The organism is Falsihalocynthiibacter sp. S25ZX9, assembly GCF_041205405.1.
Classification (GTDB): Bacteria; Pseudomonadota; Alphaproteobacteria; order Rhodobacterales; family Rhodobacteraceae; genus Falsihalocynthiibacter; species Falsihalocynthiibacter arcticus.
Genome location: NZ_JBGFCD010000001.1, coordinates 118667 through 134953 on the forward strand (window position 1 = coordinate 118667; position 16287 = coordinate 134953).

The 16287-nt window shown below is 53.8% G+C and carries 15 protein-coding genes; 2 read left to right on the forward strand and 13 right to left on the reverse strand.

The window, feature by feature from the left end:
• Nucleotides 1-987: 987 nt before the first annotated feature.
• From AB9F29_RS00550 to AB9F29_RS00570, 5 genes are all read right to left on the reverse strand, one after another.
• Nucleotides 988-1251 (reverse strand): thioredoxin family protein, encoded by a 264-nt coding sequence (locus AB9F29_RS00550; protein WP_369754235.1) that lies wholly within the window; start codon nucleotides 1249-1251, stop codon nucleotides 988-990.
• A gap of 14 nt (nucleotides 1252-1265) precedes the next feature.
• On the reverse strand, nucleotides 1266-2276 hold the full coding sequence (locus tag AB9F29_RS00555; protein ID WP_369754236.1) for a permease: 1011 nt from the start codon (nucleotides 2274-2276) through the stop codon (nucleotides 1266-1268).
• A 97-nt stretch (nucleotides 2277-2373) separates the two neighbouring features.
• A complete protein-coding gene (locus tag AB9F29_RS00560; protein WP_369754411.1) occupies nucleotides 2374-3291 on the reverse strand; it encodes a cation diffusion facilitator family transporter in 918 nt (305 codons plus the stop codon).
• Nucleotides 3292-3380: 89 nt separating this feature from the next.
• Nucleotides 3381-4427, reverse strand: a complete 1047-nt coding sequence (locus tag AB9F29_RS00565) for a permease (protein ID WP_369754237.1) — start codon at nucleotides 4425-4427, stop codon at nucleotides 3381-3383.
• A complete protein-coding gene (locus tag AB9F29_RS00570; RefSeq protein WP_369754238.1) occupies nucleotides 4420-4773 on the reverse strand; it encodes an ArsR/SmtB family transcription factor in 354 nt (117 codons plus the stop codon). Before AB9F29_RS00570 ends, AB9F29_RS00565 begins: the two co-directional genes overlap by 8 nt.
• Nucleotides 4774-4847: 74 nt before the next feature.
• Here AB9F29_RS00570 and AB9F29_RS00575 point away from each other — a divergent pair, with 74 nt between their 5' ends.
• Both AB9F29_RS00575 and AB9F29_RS00580 read left to right on the forward strand, forming a co-directional pair.
• A complete protein-coding gene (locus tag AB9F29_RS00575; RefSeq protein WP_369754239.1) occupies nucleotides 4848-5453 on the forward strand; it encodes a uracil-DNA glycosylase family protein in 606 nt (201 codons plus the stop codon).
• Complete coding sequence (locus AB9F29_RS00580) at nucleotides 5443-6234, forward strand: SseB family protein (protein ID WP_335585662.1); 792 nt, start codon at nucleotides 5443-5445, stop codon at nucleotides 6232-6234. The genes AB9F29_RS00575 and AB9F29_RS00580 overlap by 11 nt, the downstream gene beginning before the upstream one ends.
• Here AB9F29_RS00580 and AB9F29_RS00585 read toward each other — a convergent pair.
• The 8 genes from AB9F29_RS00585 to AB9F29_RS00620 form a co-directional block, all read right to left on the reverse strand.
• Entirely contained in the window at nucleotides 6231-7163 is a 933-nt protein-coding gene (locus AB9F29_RS00585) for a 2-hydroxyacid dehydrogenase (protein WP_369754240.1), read from the reverse strand. The two genes, AB9F29_RS00580 and AB9F29_RS00585, sit on opposite strands and share 4 nt — an antisense overlap.
• 8 nt (nucleotides 7164-7171) lie before the next feature.
• On the reverse strand, nucleotides 7172-8311 hold the full coding sequence (gene rodA / locus AB9F29_RS00590) for a rod shape-determining protein RodA (RefSeq protein WP_369754241.1): 1140 nt from the start codon (nucleotides 8309-8311) through the stop codon (nucleotides 7172-7174).
• Complete coding sequence (mrdA, locus tag AB9F29_RS00595; RefSeq protein ID WP_369754242.1) at nucleotides 8308-10227, reverse strand: penicillin-binding protein 2; 1920 nt, start codon at nucleotides 10225-10227, stop codon at nucleotides 8308-8310. Before mrdA ends, rodA begins: the two co-directional genes overlap by 4 nt.
• Nucleotides 10224-10760, reverse strand: a complete 537-nt coding sequence (locus AB9F29_RS00600) for a rod shape-determining protein MreD (RefSeq protein ID WP_369754243.1) — start codon at nucleotides 10758-10760, stop codon at nucleotides 10224-10226. The genes mrdA and AB9F29_RS00600 overlap by 4 nt, the downstream gene beginning before the upstream one ends.
• Complete coding sequence (gene mreC / locus AB9F29_RS00605; RefSeq protein WP_369754244.1) at nucleotides 10753-11673, reverse strand: rod shape-determining protein MreC; 921 nt, start codon at nucleotides 11671-11673, stop codon at nucleotides 10753-10755. Before mreC ends, AB9F29_RS00600 begins: the two co-directional genes overlap by 8 nt.
• Before the next feature lie 24 nt (nucleotides 11674-11697).
• Nucleotides 11698-12735, reverse strand: coding sequence for a rod shape-determining protein (locus AB9F29_RS00610; RefSeq protein ID WP_039004465.1), 1038 nt, complete (start codon nucleotides 12733-12735; stop codon nucleotides 11698-11700).
• A gap of 275 nt (nucleotides 12736-13010) precedes the next feature.
• Nucleotides 13011-14588 (reverse strand): 2-isopropylmalate synthase, encoded by a 1578-nt coding sequence (locus tag AB9F29_RS00615; RefSeq protein WP_369754245.1) that lies wholly within the window; start codon nucleotides 14586-14588, stop codon nucleotides 13011-13013.
• A gap of 261 nt (nucleotides 14589-14849) precedes the next feature.
• On the reverse strand, nucleotides 14850-16250 hold the full coding sequence (locus AB9F29_RS00620; protein WP_369754412.1) for an MORN repeat-containing protein: 1401 nt from the start codon (nucleotides 16248-16250) through the stop codon (nucleotides 14850-14852).
• Nucleotides 16251-16287: the final 37 nt, after the last annotated feature.

Here is a 16287-nt window from a genome sequence, read left to right on the forward strand (position 1 = left end):
GGTAGTTTTTTGCCCAGACACCTTTGTATTACATGTGCTTTGAGCAGTGAATCGGCTGGCAACTTCTGGTGTCTTGCCACCTCTGAACGCGACAAACATGACAGCTGTGTTTTAATTTACCCATTATTGAACTGAGTCTTGGCATTTATCCCTTGGGCGACCACCATTCTGAAATGGTTCGGAAAAGTCGCCCCCTTTTAGGTTAGAAAAACATAAGCGCCGTGTCTAAGTGGCCCTTTTTTGTCAGGGGCCGGTGCTTCTATTAGAAAGCCGCATTCTCGTATTTCGCTCCAAAGCACATATCGATTGATGCCTGTTTATTTGAATGCCAAAGGGAAAAAATATGGTTCTTCCCATTTAGGCTCAGCATTCAAATACGCTACTTTTAGCGCGGGTCTTTTTCGGAAATTGACACTTTGGCAAGAACGTCGCAGGTTGGAGGTGATTGGGAGAAATTTAGTGCAACATGTTGGTTCAACTGAGAGCATCACTGCGGGTAACGGTTTGGCATTGCGCGTCCGGTCACTTCTTTGTCGAGTTGCCGAGCAAGCGCCTCCTATCACCTATCAAGGTTTAGCGAAGGCCTTAGACCTCTCGCCGCCAAATACGATCCATCAACTTACAGTCGCGTTAGAGTGCCTGATAGAGGAGGATGTCGCTGCTGCGCGCCCGTTGATCGCTGCCCTCGTGGTTAGCAAAGCGAGGGATGGGTTGCCCGCGCCTGGCTTTTTCGATTGCGCACGCCGTTTTGGGCGCTTCGACGGGGACCCTTCCGGACCCGAGAGTTCGGCGTTCTACGCGGCAGAGTTCGATAAGGCCGTCGAGTTCTGGTGCGTGCCTGCCAATTCCGTGGAACCGATTTCCAGGTTCAATAGCTACCCTGAAAGTTGAGTTTGAAGCACTCTGCGGCCCGATTTGACGAATATATTCGAACCCCAAGGGGCGTGGAAAATCTCCCAGTTTTACATGTCGTCTAAGCGCACTCGTTCAGTCGTCGTTTTTAGATTGAATATCTAAGATACTCTTGAGCAACGCCCCAATTTCAGAGGCGCTCAGAACACGCCCACTTGAGACGACTTTTTCGTCGATCACGAGGCCAGGTGTGGACATGATTCCATAACTGGCGATGGCGACAATATCGGTCACTTTCTCAATGTCCGCATCCAAGGCGGCCGATTGTAAAGCCGTCTTGGTATTCTCCGCCAAGGCCACGCATTTTTTGCAGCCAGATCCCAAAATTTTGATGATCATTCTTCTCTCCCTTTTTAGACGAATAGATGTGCGGTCGCATTGAAAATATAGCCGATCAGGACAATCCCCACGGTGACGATGCCGACAAACACTGCCATCAGGGGCAGTTTTACTACCCGTTTAAGCATGATCATCGACGGTAAAGACAGCGCTGTAACGGCCATCATGAAAGTCAGCGCTGTGCCCAACCCAACGCCCTTTTGCACCAAGGCTTCCGCGATGGGCAGCGTGCCAAAAATATCGGCGTACATCGGAATGCCAGCGAGCGTCGCGACCAAAACCGACCACCACTTATCCTGCCCTAGCAGGGCTGAAATGAAGGTTTCCGGAATCCAGTTGTGGATGGCCGCGCCGATACCGACGCCGATCAAAACATAGATCCAAACACGGTGCACAATTTCGATAACTTGATCCGCGGCGTAGCGCAGTCGTTCACGTCGGCTTATTGTGCCGTTGTTATCATGGTCGCTGACGGGGCTTTGATAGACAAAGGCCTCAACCTGATTTTCCAGCTTGAGATAGCCAATCAAAGTTCCACCAAGAACGGCCAGTACCAACCCAATCGCTACATAAGCCAATGCGATACTCCAGTTGAAAATACTGGCTAGGAGTATCACCGAGGCCAGATCGACCAGTGGCGAGGAAATCAGAAACGAGAAAGTTACCGCTAGCGGCAGGCCCGCGCTCGTAAAACCAATAAAAAGCGGGATGGAGGAACAGGAGCAAAATGGCGTGATGGTTCCAAGCAAAGCCGCCATAACATTGGCCCCAAGACCTTGCCGCTGCCCAAGAATGCGGCGGGTGCGTTCCGGTGGAAAATAGCTTTGCACGTAGGAAATGCTGAAGATCAGAACCGAGAGCAGAATGAATATTTTAATAACATCGTAGATGAAGAAGTGAACGCTTCCCCCTATCTGGCTCGCGGGATTTAGGCCAAAACCTTCGCGCACCAGTAACGTGACCAAATCCGAAAGCCATTGCATGCGCAGTAGCTGGTCGTTCAGCCAGATCAAGACATCACGCATTCATTAGACCCCAAAAAAAGACACCGAGAAAGTCCGCCATCATGGAGGAAGCGTATTGAACCCGATACGAATTGACTTTGATTTCAATCAACCCAATTCAATTTGCAACAATGTGCCCAACTTCTTGAGGGTCTTTGCAGGCATGGACATGACATTCCAATTCAAGTGTGATGTGGGACAGTCCAAACCCGTCGCGCAAAGCGTCCTTAACTGCAAGTTTCACGCGGTCTGCTTCGTTCCAGACGCCAGCCTTAATCACAATATGCGCGTCCACAGCTGACTCGTGTTCCTGCATTTGCCACAGATGCAGATGATGCACGTCCTCCACGCCCGATACCGCGCGTATGGCTTTTAATATTGCGCGCGTATCAAGGTCAGGTGGGCTGCCGAGCATCAAGATACGCACAGCGCCGCCGATTTCAGTCACAGATTGCCAAAGAATATAGCCCGCAATTACCAGCGTAATAAGCGGGTCAATCAGCCGCCAATCATACAATATGATCACGGTGCCCGCGATGATGACCGCAACGGATCCAAGGGCATCAGCGACATTGTGGAGGAACGCCGCGCGAATATTCATACTTTGTTTTGACAACGCGTAGGTCAGAAGCGCGGTGGCAGCATCAACTAAAAGCGCAAAAAACGCGATGACAACTACCAGCCACCCGTCAACGCTGGCAGGATTGAAAAGCCGCACCACAGCCTCATAGGTCAGATATAATCCGAGCAGGATGAGGGTCGTGTAGTTGATCAAAGCTGCCACAATTTCCGCACGGCCATAGCCAAACGTCATCGTGTCGTCGGCGGGCCTTTGTGCGATCTTGCGTGCCACAAAAGCGAGAATAAGCGAGAGTGCATCCGACATATTGTGAATTGCATCTGCAATCAACGCCAAACTACCAGACAAAATGCCACCGATAATCTGCACGACTGTCAGCAGAATATTGACGGTAATGGCCCAGAAAATCCGCGTATTCCCAGAGTTGGGGTCAATATGATGATGATGTCCTGACAGCGTGAATTCTCCTCTACTGTTTGATTTCCTTGAGCTTAGTTTGTCTGCGTTTAACCGCCAGTGCGTTGAGCGCAACTCGGAGGCTATAATCAAGCGACACTATTCCAAACAATCCCTGCTGCAAACGCGCCTGTCATGGCGATCCCGAGATAGGCCACAAACACGCGCGGCTTGACTAAGGCCCAGACGGCGAGGGCCGCAGGGATGCAGCTTACCCCGCCAGCGATCGCAAAGGACATGGCCGCGCCGTTGCTCATGCCTTGTTCCAAAAGCGCGTGGATGAGGGGCACGGCGGCGAAACCGTTGAGATAAGCTGGTGCTCCGATCAAAGCGCCGAGCGCGATGGGTTTGAGACCTTCGCCACCAAGGAAACTCGCGATGGTTTCAGCCGGAACATAGCTCAACATCAGGGCTTCGATCAAATACGCAAGCAACAACCATTTCCCCAAAAATAGCGCATTTTCGACCACGGTCTGGCGAAATGCTGCCCGTCTTGGGGCTTCTTTCCAGAATTTCCAAACGGGCTTGCCATCAAAAGGAGAGGGGCCACAACCACAGCCCGAAGATTGGACCGCTTTGCGCAAGGGATTTTCGAATACGGCACTTTTGGCAAAGAGTTTTACGGTGAAGCCGCCCATGATCCCAAGGCCGATGGCGGCGATCCCTTTAGCAAAGGCAAACTCCCATCCAAGGGTGCCCGCTGTGACCAAAAACATGGCGGGATCCATCAAGGGAGAGGCCAGCCAAAAGGCCATAACCGCCGAAAGAGGTGCGCCGAGCGCCAAAAGGGCTGCTATAAAAGGAATGACTTCGCAGGAACAAAACGGTGATAAGCCCCCAAGGGCCGCCGCCATAAAGATCATCCGAACTTCGCGCCCTTCAAAGGCTCGCGCCAACAGGGCTTCGGCGCCAGAGGCCTTGAGATATCCCACCATCAGCACAGCAAAAACGATAAAAACGCCCGTGTGAAGGATGGCAGACCCGGCAAAGCTCAGAGTCGGGAAAAATTGTGCAGGATCGAACAGAGCGACGAGCAATGGGATGATGAGGATCGCCACCCACGCCATGTCGAGGCGTTTCCAGAGGGGCGCATTTGGGGAAGGTGTATGCGAATGGGTGTGTGTTGTTTCAGTCATGGCTGTGCTCGTGGTCTGTTGAGGGGCAATCGGCGCAACATTCGCGCAAGAGATAGTCGGCAAGCTTTTGCATCTCGGAATAGGCCGCAGCAGCACAAATGGTGCTGCGCCCCTTTTTCTCCTGCGTTACAAGGCCCGCTTGGGTGAGGATTTTCAGGTGGTGCGTTAGGGTGGAGCCCGTTACGCCACTGCGTTCGCCCAAGGTTCCAATCGCTGCGCCTTCCGGTCCTGCGCGCACCAAACAGCGCAAAACTTCAAGGCGTTGCTCGCTTCCAAGGGCCGCAAAACTTGAGGCGGCCACGTTAATATCGAGCGGAGAATCGGGATTTGCATTAGTTGTTTTCATATTTCTATAATTGTAGAAATATAGAAGTGAGTCAAGCCCCTTGAAGCCGCGCATAAATTGGGAAAAACTAACGTATGACCGGCACCCTCCAAGATTTAGACCGCAATATCCGAGGCTGTGTACTGTGCGAGGAGCGCTTTTCGCAAACCTCAACAGCCCATAAACCACGTCCAATTATTTGGTTGAATGGTCGCGCCCCGATTTTGATTGCCGGCCAAGCACCAGGAGCACGGGTTTATAAAAGCGGTATCCCATTTGATGATCCCTCGGGCGAACGCTTGCGAGACTGGATGGGGGTGGAACGCGAAATGTTTTATGACCGCACGCAAGTTTCCATCCTCCCTATGGCGTTTTGCTTTCCGGGGTATGACCAAAAAGGGAGCGATCTTCCACCGCCTGCCGTGTGTCGCAAAACGTGGCATCTTGACATTTTGCAACATTTATCGCCCCGATTAACTCTTTTGGTGGGTGGTTACGCCAATAAATACCACCTTGGGGCCGCAAATGGCGCGAGCGTCTCGGCGACAGTTCAAGATTGGCGCAGTCATGCGCCGCACGTGTTTCCCTTGCCACATCCGTCGTGGCGCAATACTGGCTGGATCAAGAAAAACCCGTGGTTTGAGGCTGACCTTCTTCCGGCCCTGCGCGCGCGTGTTCATGAGGTGCTAAATGAAAACTGAGACTCCCCTCGACGTGGCCTATGCCGCTATGCTGTCCACCCCCGAAAGCGATACCGCGCGGTTGCCGTATTTTGAGCGCCTTGCTGATAGTGAGTTGTTCCTATTGCTTGAAAGGGAAGCGGATGCAGACAAAATCTCACCTGAGCTGTTTGAAACCGAGGAGGGGCGTTTTGTTTTGGCCTTTGATCGTGAGGAACGTCTGGTAGATTTCACCGGACACGCGGCTCCCTATGTGGCGCTCTCGGGGCGGATCATCGCGCATATGGTTGTGGAGCAGGGGATCGGGCTTGGCGTTAATCTGGGGGTTGAGGGGGGCGAAAACCTTCTAGATTCAGAGGCACTTGGCTGGCTTTTGCAAACGCTCGATCACAAGCCAGAAGAGGTTGAGGACGTGCCGCAAGAGCTTAACCCGCCCAAAGGTTTGCCGGATGTGTTGCTCGGCGCGTTAGATCGAAAACTTCCCTCTGCCGTTGGCCTTGCGACCTCCGCGCATTTGGCCGCAGTGACATATAAATCAGGGCGGCGCGGGCATCTTTTGGCGTTTTTAGACGCAAAGCTAGGGGCCGAAGAAGCGCTGGCGAATGCCGTGAGCGAAGCCCTGACCTTCTCTGGCATTGAGGCGGGGGAGTTGGATGTCGTGTTTGTGGGGCGTGACGACGAGTTGACGGCGCCTTTGTTGCGGGTCGCCTTGAGCTTTGATCTGCCACAACCCGAACGGGCCGAAGCTGTTGAAATCGCGGCCCCAGGGTCCGACCCTAGCAAGCCGCCAATTCTGCGTTAGTAGCCCGCGATGCGGTCTACAAGGAAGAGAAACTCTTGCCCCGCCTCGCCACGTTTGATGTTGTCGGCGATGATTTCACTTGCGGTATCGGCGCGGGTTTCCGAGGCGATATGGGGGGTGATGGTGACGTTTGGATGCGCCCAATAGGGGTGGTCCGAGGGCAGCGGCTCAACCCAAAACACATCAAGCGTCGCATGTGAGATGTGGCCGTTTTTGAGGGCGCTTAACAGCGCGTTGTCATCAATTAGTGCGCCGCGACCCGGATTAATAATGACCGCTCCTTTTGGCAAAAGCGCCAGAGCGTCGGCATTGACTATTTTTTCAGTTTGCGGGGTGTGCGGCAAGAGAAGGACTAGAATTTCAGCCTCTGAGAGCAAGGCTTTTAAGCCCGCGTCCCCCGAAAAACTGGTAATTCCGTCAATGTCCTTGGGGCGGCGACTCCAGCCCAATACATTGAAATTTAGCGCGGCAAGGCTTCGCGCACAATCTTGGCCAAGCGCACCAAGCCCCAAAATTCCAACAGTTCGATTCCGCGCCAAAGGTGGAACACTTTGTCTCCAGTCCAAAGGTTTAGCCTGAATATAGGTATCCATTCCGAGATGGTGACGCAGCACATGCCCGCAAACATACTCGCGCATACCTTCGGTAAGGCCGGTGTCAACCATGCGGGCCAGCGGGATGTTGAGGGTAGGATTTCCCGTCAGATTCTCTACTCCAGCCCAGAGGTTTAGGACGGCTTTCGCACCCGTGAACGGGGTGAAATCCGAAACCGGACCATTGGGCGCAAAAACCAGATAGTCCACACTCGCGGGGTCTTCAAATTCGCAGCGTAAATCCACATCCAAACCAGCTTTCTGGAAGCTTGACTTAAGGGCGTCCTTATAAAAACCCCACCGCTCAGGTTTCGCGGAAAAGAGTACATTAATCATGGGAAATCCTATCTTGGACGGTGGATGTGGGCGCTTTGGACGAGGCCAAATGCGGCGAGCAAAACGATCATCGCAGACCCGCCGTAGGAAACCAAGGGCAGGGGGACGCCGACCACAGGGGCAAGGCCCATTACCATCGACATATTCACAGCAAAATACAGAAAGAAGGCGGCTGAAATTCCGAGGGTGAGCAGCGATGCAAAACGGTCTTTGTTTTGGAAGGCCGACACCATGCAAAACATAATGATGAGCAAATAGATACTAAGGAGGGAAAAACCGCCAATAAAGCCGAATTCCTCGGCGAGAGTCGTGAATATGAAATCTGTGTGCTTTTCGGGGAGGAAGTTTAGGCGGCTTTGGGTGCCCTGCATAAAGCCACGCCCCGTCCATCCCCCCGACCCAAAAGCTATTTTGGATTGTGTGATGTGATATCCCGCACCAGAGGGGTCAAATGACGGGTCGATAAACGTGTCAATCCGACGGTATTGATAGTCCTTAAGGAATTGCCAAGGCGTTCCGCGCACCTGAAAAACTGCGGTGACTGCGCCCACAACAAGGGCGATAACCGCGCCGAAATACCACCAGCTGACCCCCGCCAAAAACATCACGATTGCCCCACCTGTGACCAGTAGGATCGACGTGCCCAAGTCGGGTTGTCGCAATACCAAAGCCGTTGGGACTGCGATTACTAAGAGCGGGAATAGCACCCACAAGGGATGTGAGGTTTTCTTAATATCTAGCCAGTCATAGTAGGCGGCGAGCAGCATCACGAGGGAGATTTTCATCAATTCGGATGGTTGCAGGCGCATGAAACCTAGGTCAATCCAGCGTTGCGATCCTTTGCTTTCATCGCCGATTAAATCCACCACAACTAGCAAAACAAGCGTACCAATATAGGCCACCGTCGCGATGTTGCGCCAAAACCAAATCGGCGTCATCGCGATGGCGAACATAAGCACGATACCAAGGCCAAACCGCTTTATCTGCGGCTCGGCCCATGGGAGCATGGAGCCACCAGCTACCGAATAAAGCATCATAAATCCGACACAGCACACCGTAGCTAGCAGCAGCAAAAGAGGCCAATTGAAATAGAGGATTTTGCGAAAACCCCGTGGCGTCGTTTTGACGTTATACTCAAGATAACTCATACTGGATCTTGCTCAGCTTCGACTTGGCTGGGGTCGAGGGCTTGGATGCGAAGTTGTTGGGTTCGGATGGTGGCGCGGTCGTTGCTCGGATAGGCTTCGAGCGGGGGCGTGCCGCCATAGAGGGCCTGCAACGCAATGTCACGCAGGATCGGAGCAGCCGTTGACGACCCGCCGCCACCGTGTTCAACCACAACCGAAATCGCGTATTTCGGTGATTCATATGGGGCGAACCCCGTAAATAACGCGTGGTCGCGTTTGTCCCACTCGACATCGGCATTGCGCACAATACTGTTTCCCGACTGGGACGTGCCAGATTTCCCCGCGATGCGCATGGAATCCTCGACAATACGCGACCCATACCCCGTGCCGCCGGATTCGTTTGAAACGGCGAACATGGCTTTTCGTACCGCCCGCAAATGGTTTTCATTGATCCCCATATCCGTGCCGCCAAGTTCGGGTTGTTTGATCCCATCCAGCGATGCAATCATCCGAGGTTCTACGGATTTTCCGGTGGCCAAACGTGCTGACATGACGGCCACTTGAAGCGGGGTGGCAAGGACGAGGCCCTGTCCGATCGAGACGTTCAAACTGTCGCCAATGACCCACTCTTTGCCAAGTTCCTCGCGTTTCCACGCTTTGTCCGGTGCCACACCAGCCGAAACCGCTGACATTGGGATGTCAAATTTTGTGCCGTACCCAAGACGACGTGCCATTGCGGCAATGTTGTCGATCCCGACACGCTGTGCGACTTCGTAGTAATACACGTCACAGGACATTTTTAGGGAGTTGTGAAGATTCACATTCCCGTGCCCTGCGCGTTTCCAACAGTGAAACCGACGCCCGCCAACTTCAACATAGCCTCGACAGCGGATCGTTTCTTGAGGAGTGATGACGCCTGCCTCTAGGGCGGCAAGAGCCGTCACCATTTTGAAGGTCGATCCGGGAGGGTAGCGGTCTTGTACGGTTTTACTCGCGAGGGGGCGATAGGGGTCTTGGGTGAGGGTTGAATAATCCTTCACTGAGATCCCTTTTACAAACAGGTTCGGATCAAAGGACGGTGCCGAAGCGCAGGCAACCACGTCGCCATTCTCCACATCGATCACAATTGCCGAAGCACTCAGCCCTTCCATTCGCGCTAAGCAATACTTCTGAAGGTCAGCGTCCAACGTCAGTTGAATCGCCTTGCCCGCTTGGCCCTCTTCGCGGTCAATTTCCCGAATAATGCGTCCCGTTGCGTTGACCTCTACACGTTTTACGCCGGCCGACCCGCGCAGGGTTTTCTCGGTTTTTGCTTCGGTTCCAAATTTTCCGATCTGGAACCGAGGGATGCGCAGCAACGGATCTCCGTCATCTATGCGTTGCAAATCATAGTCGCTCACAGGGCCAACATATCCCACCACATGGGCGAAATCCGCGCCATAGGGGTAGGCGCGCGAGAGGCCAACTTCGGGCGTGATCCCCGGTAAGGCGGGCGCGTTCACGGCGATTTTGGCGAAGGCTTCCCACGAGAGGCGGTCCGCGATTGTCACGGGCGCGGATGGCCCCGCATTGCGCAACTCTTTTTCAATCCGCGCGATATCACTGGGCGTCAGGACAACGATATGGGACAGCCGTTCCAACACAACATCCAAATCGCGGCTGTCTTCCTTACGCACCACCACGCGATAGTTTTGCTGGTTTTGCGCAATGACGTTGCCGTTGCGGTCATAGATCAGCCCGCGTGCGGGGGCCAAAAGGTGCATGTTGACGCGGTTTTCTTCTGCGAGGTTGCGGAACTGGTCTGCTTGATCCACTTGCAATTGCCGCATCCGCAGAACCAAAAGCCCCATGAAACCAACCTGACTCGCTCCCAGAATAAGGCCACGTCGCGTGATTTTGCGCGCGCTTTCCTCTGTATCTTTTGGAGGCCGCCTCATGACGACCTCCCTTTGGATTCCGCAAGTTTACCGGTTGTGCCAAGAAGGGTGAGCCATCCCAAAAGGACGGTAAAAACCGGATACAGCAACACTGTGCCGATTAAGTGTTGAAGGCTGAGACCGAGTGTTGAGAGGTCGATTGCGACAATGAACAACGTGAACCGATAACCCAAAAGTACCCCGCAAACGACACTCGCAACCAGCGCCCATTCGACGAAAAACGGCAACTCGCTATTTACGCGCGCACGGCTGCGCAAAAATTCGGCCCCAATCACAACATAGGCCGTCAGCAACCCCGGTGGGCGCAAAAGAAAGAGGTCAAAAATGATAAAAACACCCGCGATAAGACCAATCGGAATGGTCTTCGGTCGGCGCATTACAAGAACATAGGTCAAACAGAGTATCACATCAGGTCCGGCCCAACTTGAGGGGGCAGTTGAAAGGGGTAACAGATGCGAGAATAGGGCAATTCCAGCAATTCCTACATATAGGATCACATAAACCCAATTGCCAGTTTCCGAATGCTCACTCACTGATCGCGACCTCCGGCAGGGGAAGTTCTTGCTCAACGAGAGGAGGTAGAAGCGCCTCTCCATTGGGCAAAATGAGCGTGCCGTTCTCCATCAACGAATGGATTGTACCGCTGCGCAAGACGCGCAAAAACTCAAGCCGCTCATTGTCAGCGGCGAGTCGCACTCGCAAGCGTCGATCTGGGCCAAGCGCGAGTTGCCCCACCAAAAGCCCCGCTGGGAAAACGTTACCATCGCCCGAAGTGACAACTTGATCGCCCGGACGGACAAGCTCTGGGCTCTCGACAAATTCCAAAAGCGGCGCGATTGAGTTGTCGCCATTGAGCAAGGCGCGTTGCCCTGAGGGTTGAATGGTGACGGGGATCGAGCTGTTGCTATCGGTCAAAAGAATGACGCGCGATGTGTCCTTCCCGACGCCAGAAATTCGCCCGACAAGGCCAATGCCGTCCATTGTCGCCCAGCCATCATGAATCCCGTCGCGCGACCCAACATTCAACAAAACCGACTGGCGAAACGGGCTGCCACTGTCGGCCAAAACCACGCCGGTGACGTGGGTCAATTTGGGATCAAGACGCACATTGTTTAAATCAAGCAAGCGGGCATTCTTCTGTTCCAGTTGCAGCGCGGCTTCTTTCCAAGCTTTCATTTGTTGTAATTCTCGACGCAACTCTTGGTTTTGCTCGTATATTTTAGTGTAGCTTTGGAAATCCTCGATCATGTTGCTCGCGGCTGTAACCGGTGCCATTGCCCACGAAAAGCTCGGAATCATTGTGTCAATAAACTGAGCGCGAAATCGTTCCATCCGTGGGTTGTCGATCCGCCAAATCAGAAAGAGCACCAGAAGCAATACAACCATAATTCCGACCAGAATGCGTCTGATCGGGCGGGTGTAGTTTTCTGATGCATTTCTATCCATTACAGCGGTGCCCCCCAAGGGAATTTAGCTGTCGTAATCAATGACGTGGCGGAGTTGCTTCTCGTATTCTAGGGCTTTGCCCGTTCCCAAAGCCACACAGTTTAGACTCTCGTCTGCGACCGAAACCGCGAGGCCAGTTTGCTCGCGCAAGGCTAGATCAAGCTCACCCAAAAGCGCGCCGCCGCCTGTAAGCATAACGCCCCGATCCACAATATCCGCCGCCAAATCTGGAGGGGTTGCTTCAAGCGCGGTCATCACGGCTTCACAGATTTGCTGCACGGGCTCAGCGAGGGCTTCGGCGACCTGCGCTTGGTTGATTTCGATTTCTTTTGGCACACCATTCAAAAGGTCACGCCCCCGAATTTTCATGCTTAACCCACGCCCATCGTCGGGCATCCGCGCCGTACCGATGGAGGTTTTGATCCGTTCTGCCGTCGCTTCGCCGATCAGGAGGTTCTGCTGGCGACGTAGGTAGTTGATGATCGCTTCGTCCATACGGTCGCCACCGACGCGTACCGAACGCGCATAGACGATATCGCCCAAGGAAAGCACGGCCACCTCGGTGGTGCCGCCGCCGATATCGACGACCATGTTGCCAGTTGGATCCGTGATGGGCATTCCCGCGCCAATGGCCGCAGCAATGGGTTCCGCGATCAAGCCTGCACGACGCGCGCCTGCCGACAAAACAGATTGGCGAATGGCGCGTTTTTCAACAGGGGTCGCACCATGGGGCACACAGACGATAATCTTGGGTTTGCTAAACATCGTGCGCCGGTGGACCTTGCGGATGAAGTGTTTAATCATCTCTTCGGCAACGTCAAAATCGGCAATTACACCCTCGCGCATCGGGCGGATGGCCTCAATGCTTCCGGGGGTGCGACCAAGCATCAGTTTTGCGTCTTCTCCGACGGCCAAAACCTGTTTGCGCCCGTCTTTGACGTGATAGGCCACAACCGAGGGTTCGTTCAGAATAATGCCTTTGCCTTTGACATAGACAAGCGTGTTCGCTGTGCCGAGGTCGATTGCCATATCTGTTGAAAACAGTCCGAAAAAACCTGCCATGAAGTTGTGTCCTAAATTGAGTCCGTTCCAGCCCGCGAGTCGCGGACTCAAAAGGCTTACCTGTTATAGGCGTTCATGGTTTATGGGGTAAAGGGCGCATTATAGTTCATTTGGCGGGTTCTTGCCGCTTATACATTTGCAACATTTGTGCCCTAACATTGCCGTCAAAATGCTGTGAAATTTCACATATCCAACAATCCGCAAATTCTCTCATCTCGTTTAATAGAAAAAGGGTACAGAAAAATGACTTTCTGTACCCCAAGCTAGAACTAATTTTAGGCGCGATCTTTGTAGTTAACCGATTTCACGTCCTCGTTCGGCACGGATTTCTCGCGGCGAACGATCAGACGGTTGAGCGCGTTTACATAAGCTTTGACGCTCGCGACGACCGTATCGGTGTCCGCAGACTGGCCTGTGGAAATCCGGCCATCCTCTTCCATCCGCACAGAGACAGTTGCTTGTGCATCCGTGCCTTCGGTCACCGCATGCACTTGGTACAGTTGCAAATGCGCGGAATGAGGGAACAGAGCTTTGACCGCATTGAACGACGCGTCAACAGGACCATCACCAGTGGCAGTTACTGCCTTATCTTCGCCGTCGATTGTGAGGGTCAGGGCTGCTTCTTGTGGGCCTTCTGTGCCGCAAACCACACGCAGGGATTTCACCTTGATGCGGTCATTCTGCTCTGTGGCGTCGCTGTCGCGCATCAGGGCGATCAAGTCATCCTCAAAGATTTCTTTCTTGCGATCCGCCAATTCCTTGAACCGGACGAAAACGTCCTTCAGTTGATTGTCGGCCAATTCAAAACCGAGGTCAGCCAACTTCGAGCGCAACGCGGCACGGCCTGAGTGTTTGCCCATAACAAGATTGGTTTCGGTCAAACCCACGTCCTCGGGGCGCATGATCTCGAAGGTTTCGGCGTTTTTCAACATGCCGTCTTGGTGGATGCCGCTCTCGTGGGCGAAAGCGTTCTTGCCAACAATGGCTTTGTTGTATTGCACAGCAAAGCCAGAAACGGCGGCGACGCGGCGCGAAATTTGCATGATCTTTTTGGTATCGATGCGGGTTTGATAGGGCATGATGTCATTGCGGACTTTGAGCGCCATCACGACTTCTTCTAACGCAGTATTCCCAGCGCGTTCGCCCAGTCCATTGATGGTGCACTCGACTTGACGCGCGCCTGCTTCGACGGCCGCCAAAGAGTTCGCCGTCGCCATGCCAAGATCGTTGTGGCAATGCGTGGCAAAAATGACCTCATCCGCACCTGGAACATTTTCCAGTAAACGGCGGATGATTTCCGCACTTTCGCGCGGGGCGGTATAGCCGACGGTGTCGGGAATGTTGATCGTTGTTGCGCCTGCCTTGATCGCGATTTCTATTACGCGGAACAGGTAGTCCTCTTCGGTGCGGGTGGCATCCATCGGCGACCATTGCACATTGTCACACAGGTTGCGCGCATAGGTGACAGTGTCGTGAATCCGTTCGGCCATCTCGTCTTTGTTCAAGTTCGGGATCGCGCGATGCAGGGGTGACGTACCGATAAACGTGTGGATGCGGGGGCGTGCCGCGTGTTTGACGGCTTCCCAGCAACGATCAATGTCTTTGAAGTTTGCGCGTGCCAAGCCGCAAATTACCGATTGTTTGGCGAGACGTGAAATTTCGCTCACGGCGGCGAAGTCACCTTCGGACGCAATGGGGAAGCCCGCTTCAATGATGTCTACGCCCATATCGTCGAGCATCTCAGCGATTTCCAACTTTTCGGTGTTGGTCATGGTCGCGCCCGGGCTTTGTTCGCCGTCACGCAAAGTGGTGTCAAAAATCAAGACTTGGTCTTGTTTGGATTTATCTGTCATGTGTGAAATCTTTCGTCGTTCTTAGCTGTCTGGAAAGAAGCGTATCGCTTCGGTGCATGGCGCGTGTCCTCCCCTGAGCGTTCGCGCCAAACAGGCACGCTCAGAGGCAGCTAAGAAGGAGGAGGGCACGGAGTCCAAGCGCACGGCCCAAAATGGGCGCGTCTGCGATAATGGAAATATGTGCGTTTGCGTTCATAGGGGGATCATAGCCGCCAAGTGACGAAAGGGAAGAGTAATTCTGAAAAAATATCCGGAGACCGTTTATTCGGATGCGGGGGCCTCGGTAGGTGTGTCGGTCGCGGGGGCAACGTCTTTTGGCGTGAAGGCCCCGTTCGTCCATTCGCCCGCTTGTTCTTGTCCTGAAGCAAAGGCCATTGTGCCCTTGCCGTGGCGTTTGCCGCTAGCAAAGTTCCCCGTGTACACATCACCGTTGGCATAGGTCGTCACGCCTTGGCCATGCATCACGCCATCCGCCCAAGACCCAAAGTATTTAAATCCGTCCGGCATCGTGATTTCGCCAATACCCGCGCGTTTGTTGTCTAGAAATTCGCCTGTATAAACAGAGCCATCAGCGTATTTGACCGTGCCATCACCAGAGCGTTTTCCCGCTTTCCAGCCGCCAATATATTCATAGCCGCTTGGGTAAGTCATTTTGCCGGTCCCATCGTATTGTGCGTCAACAAAGCCGCCCTCATAGATTAGACCATTTGACTGGGCTGCGCGGCCCTCGCCTTGAATGACACCTTTGCTCCAACCGCCGTCATAGGAACCACCGTCAGAATACTTGATACTTCCGTTGCCATGCGGCAGGCCGTCTAGAAAGCCGCCAGTGTAAACAGATCCGTCGGGATACGTAATTTCGCCCTTGCCCTCGATTTTCCCTGCACGCCACGCACCCGTGTAACGATAGCCCTCAGATCCCGTAAAGGTACCAAGGCCTTCGCGATTATCCGCCTTAAAGGTGCCCACAAACGCGTCGCCGTTCGCATAGGCTACGCGTCCTTCGCCCTCGCGCGCTCCGGCCACAAATGTACCCGTATAGACATCGCCATTGGCTTGCGTCAGAACGCCTTCGCCGTGAAATTGATCGTTCTGCCAAGTGCCCGTATAGACAAGCCCATCGGCCATCGTGAGAGTGCCTTGCCCCGCGCGCAGACCTTCAGAAAGAAGTCCCTCGTAGATCGCACCATCGGGGTAGTTGATTTTGCCCATGCCGTGCTTCGCACCGTCTTGCCATTCGCCCGCGTAAACATACCCGTTGGGGCTTTGCATGGTGCCGACGCCGTGGTGCAACGCGTTTTTCAAACCGCCCTGAAAGGTCACCCCGTTGGCATATTCAACCACGCCATTACCAGTGATTTCGCCATCAACCCAGTCGCCCTCATAGGTACCGCCATCGGCAAAAGTGATTTTGCCAAATCCATTTGGGCGGCCCTTAGAGAAATTGCCTTCGTAAACCGATCCACCGGGGAATTGCGCAATCCCAAGACCACGGATTTCGCCCTCAAACCACTCTCCGTCGTAAACATACCCGTTGGGAAGAGTATAATGTCCGCGACCGTGCTGTTTTCCATCAACGAAAGTGCCCTCATAGAGACCCCCATTTGAATATTCCTTAGCGGCTTCCTCCTGCCCAAAGGCAAGTGCAGGGACGAGGCCCACAACAAGGACTGCCGCGCAGAGAAGGGCGGTTGACGCT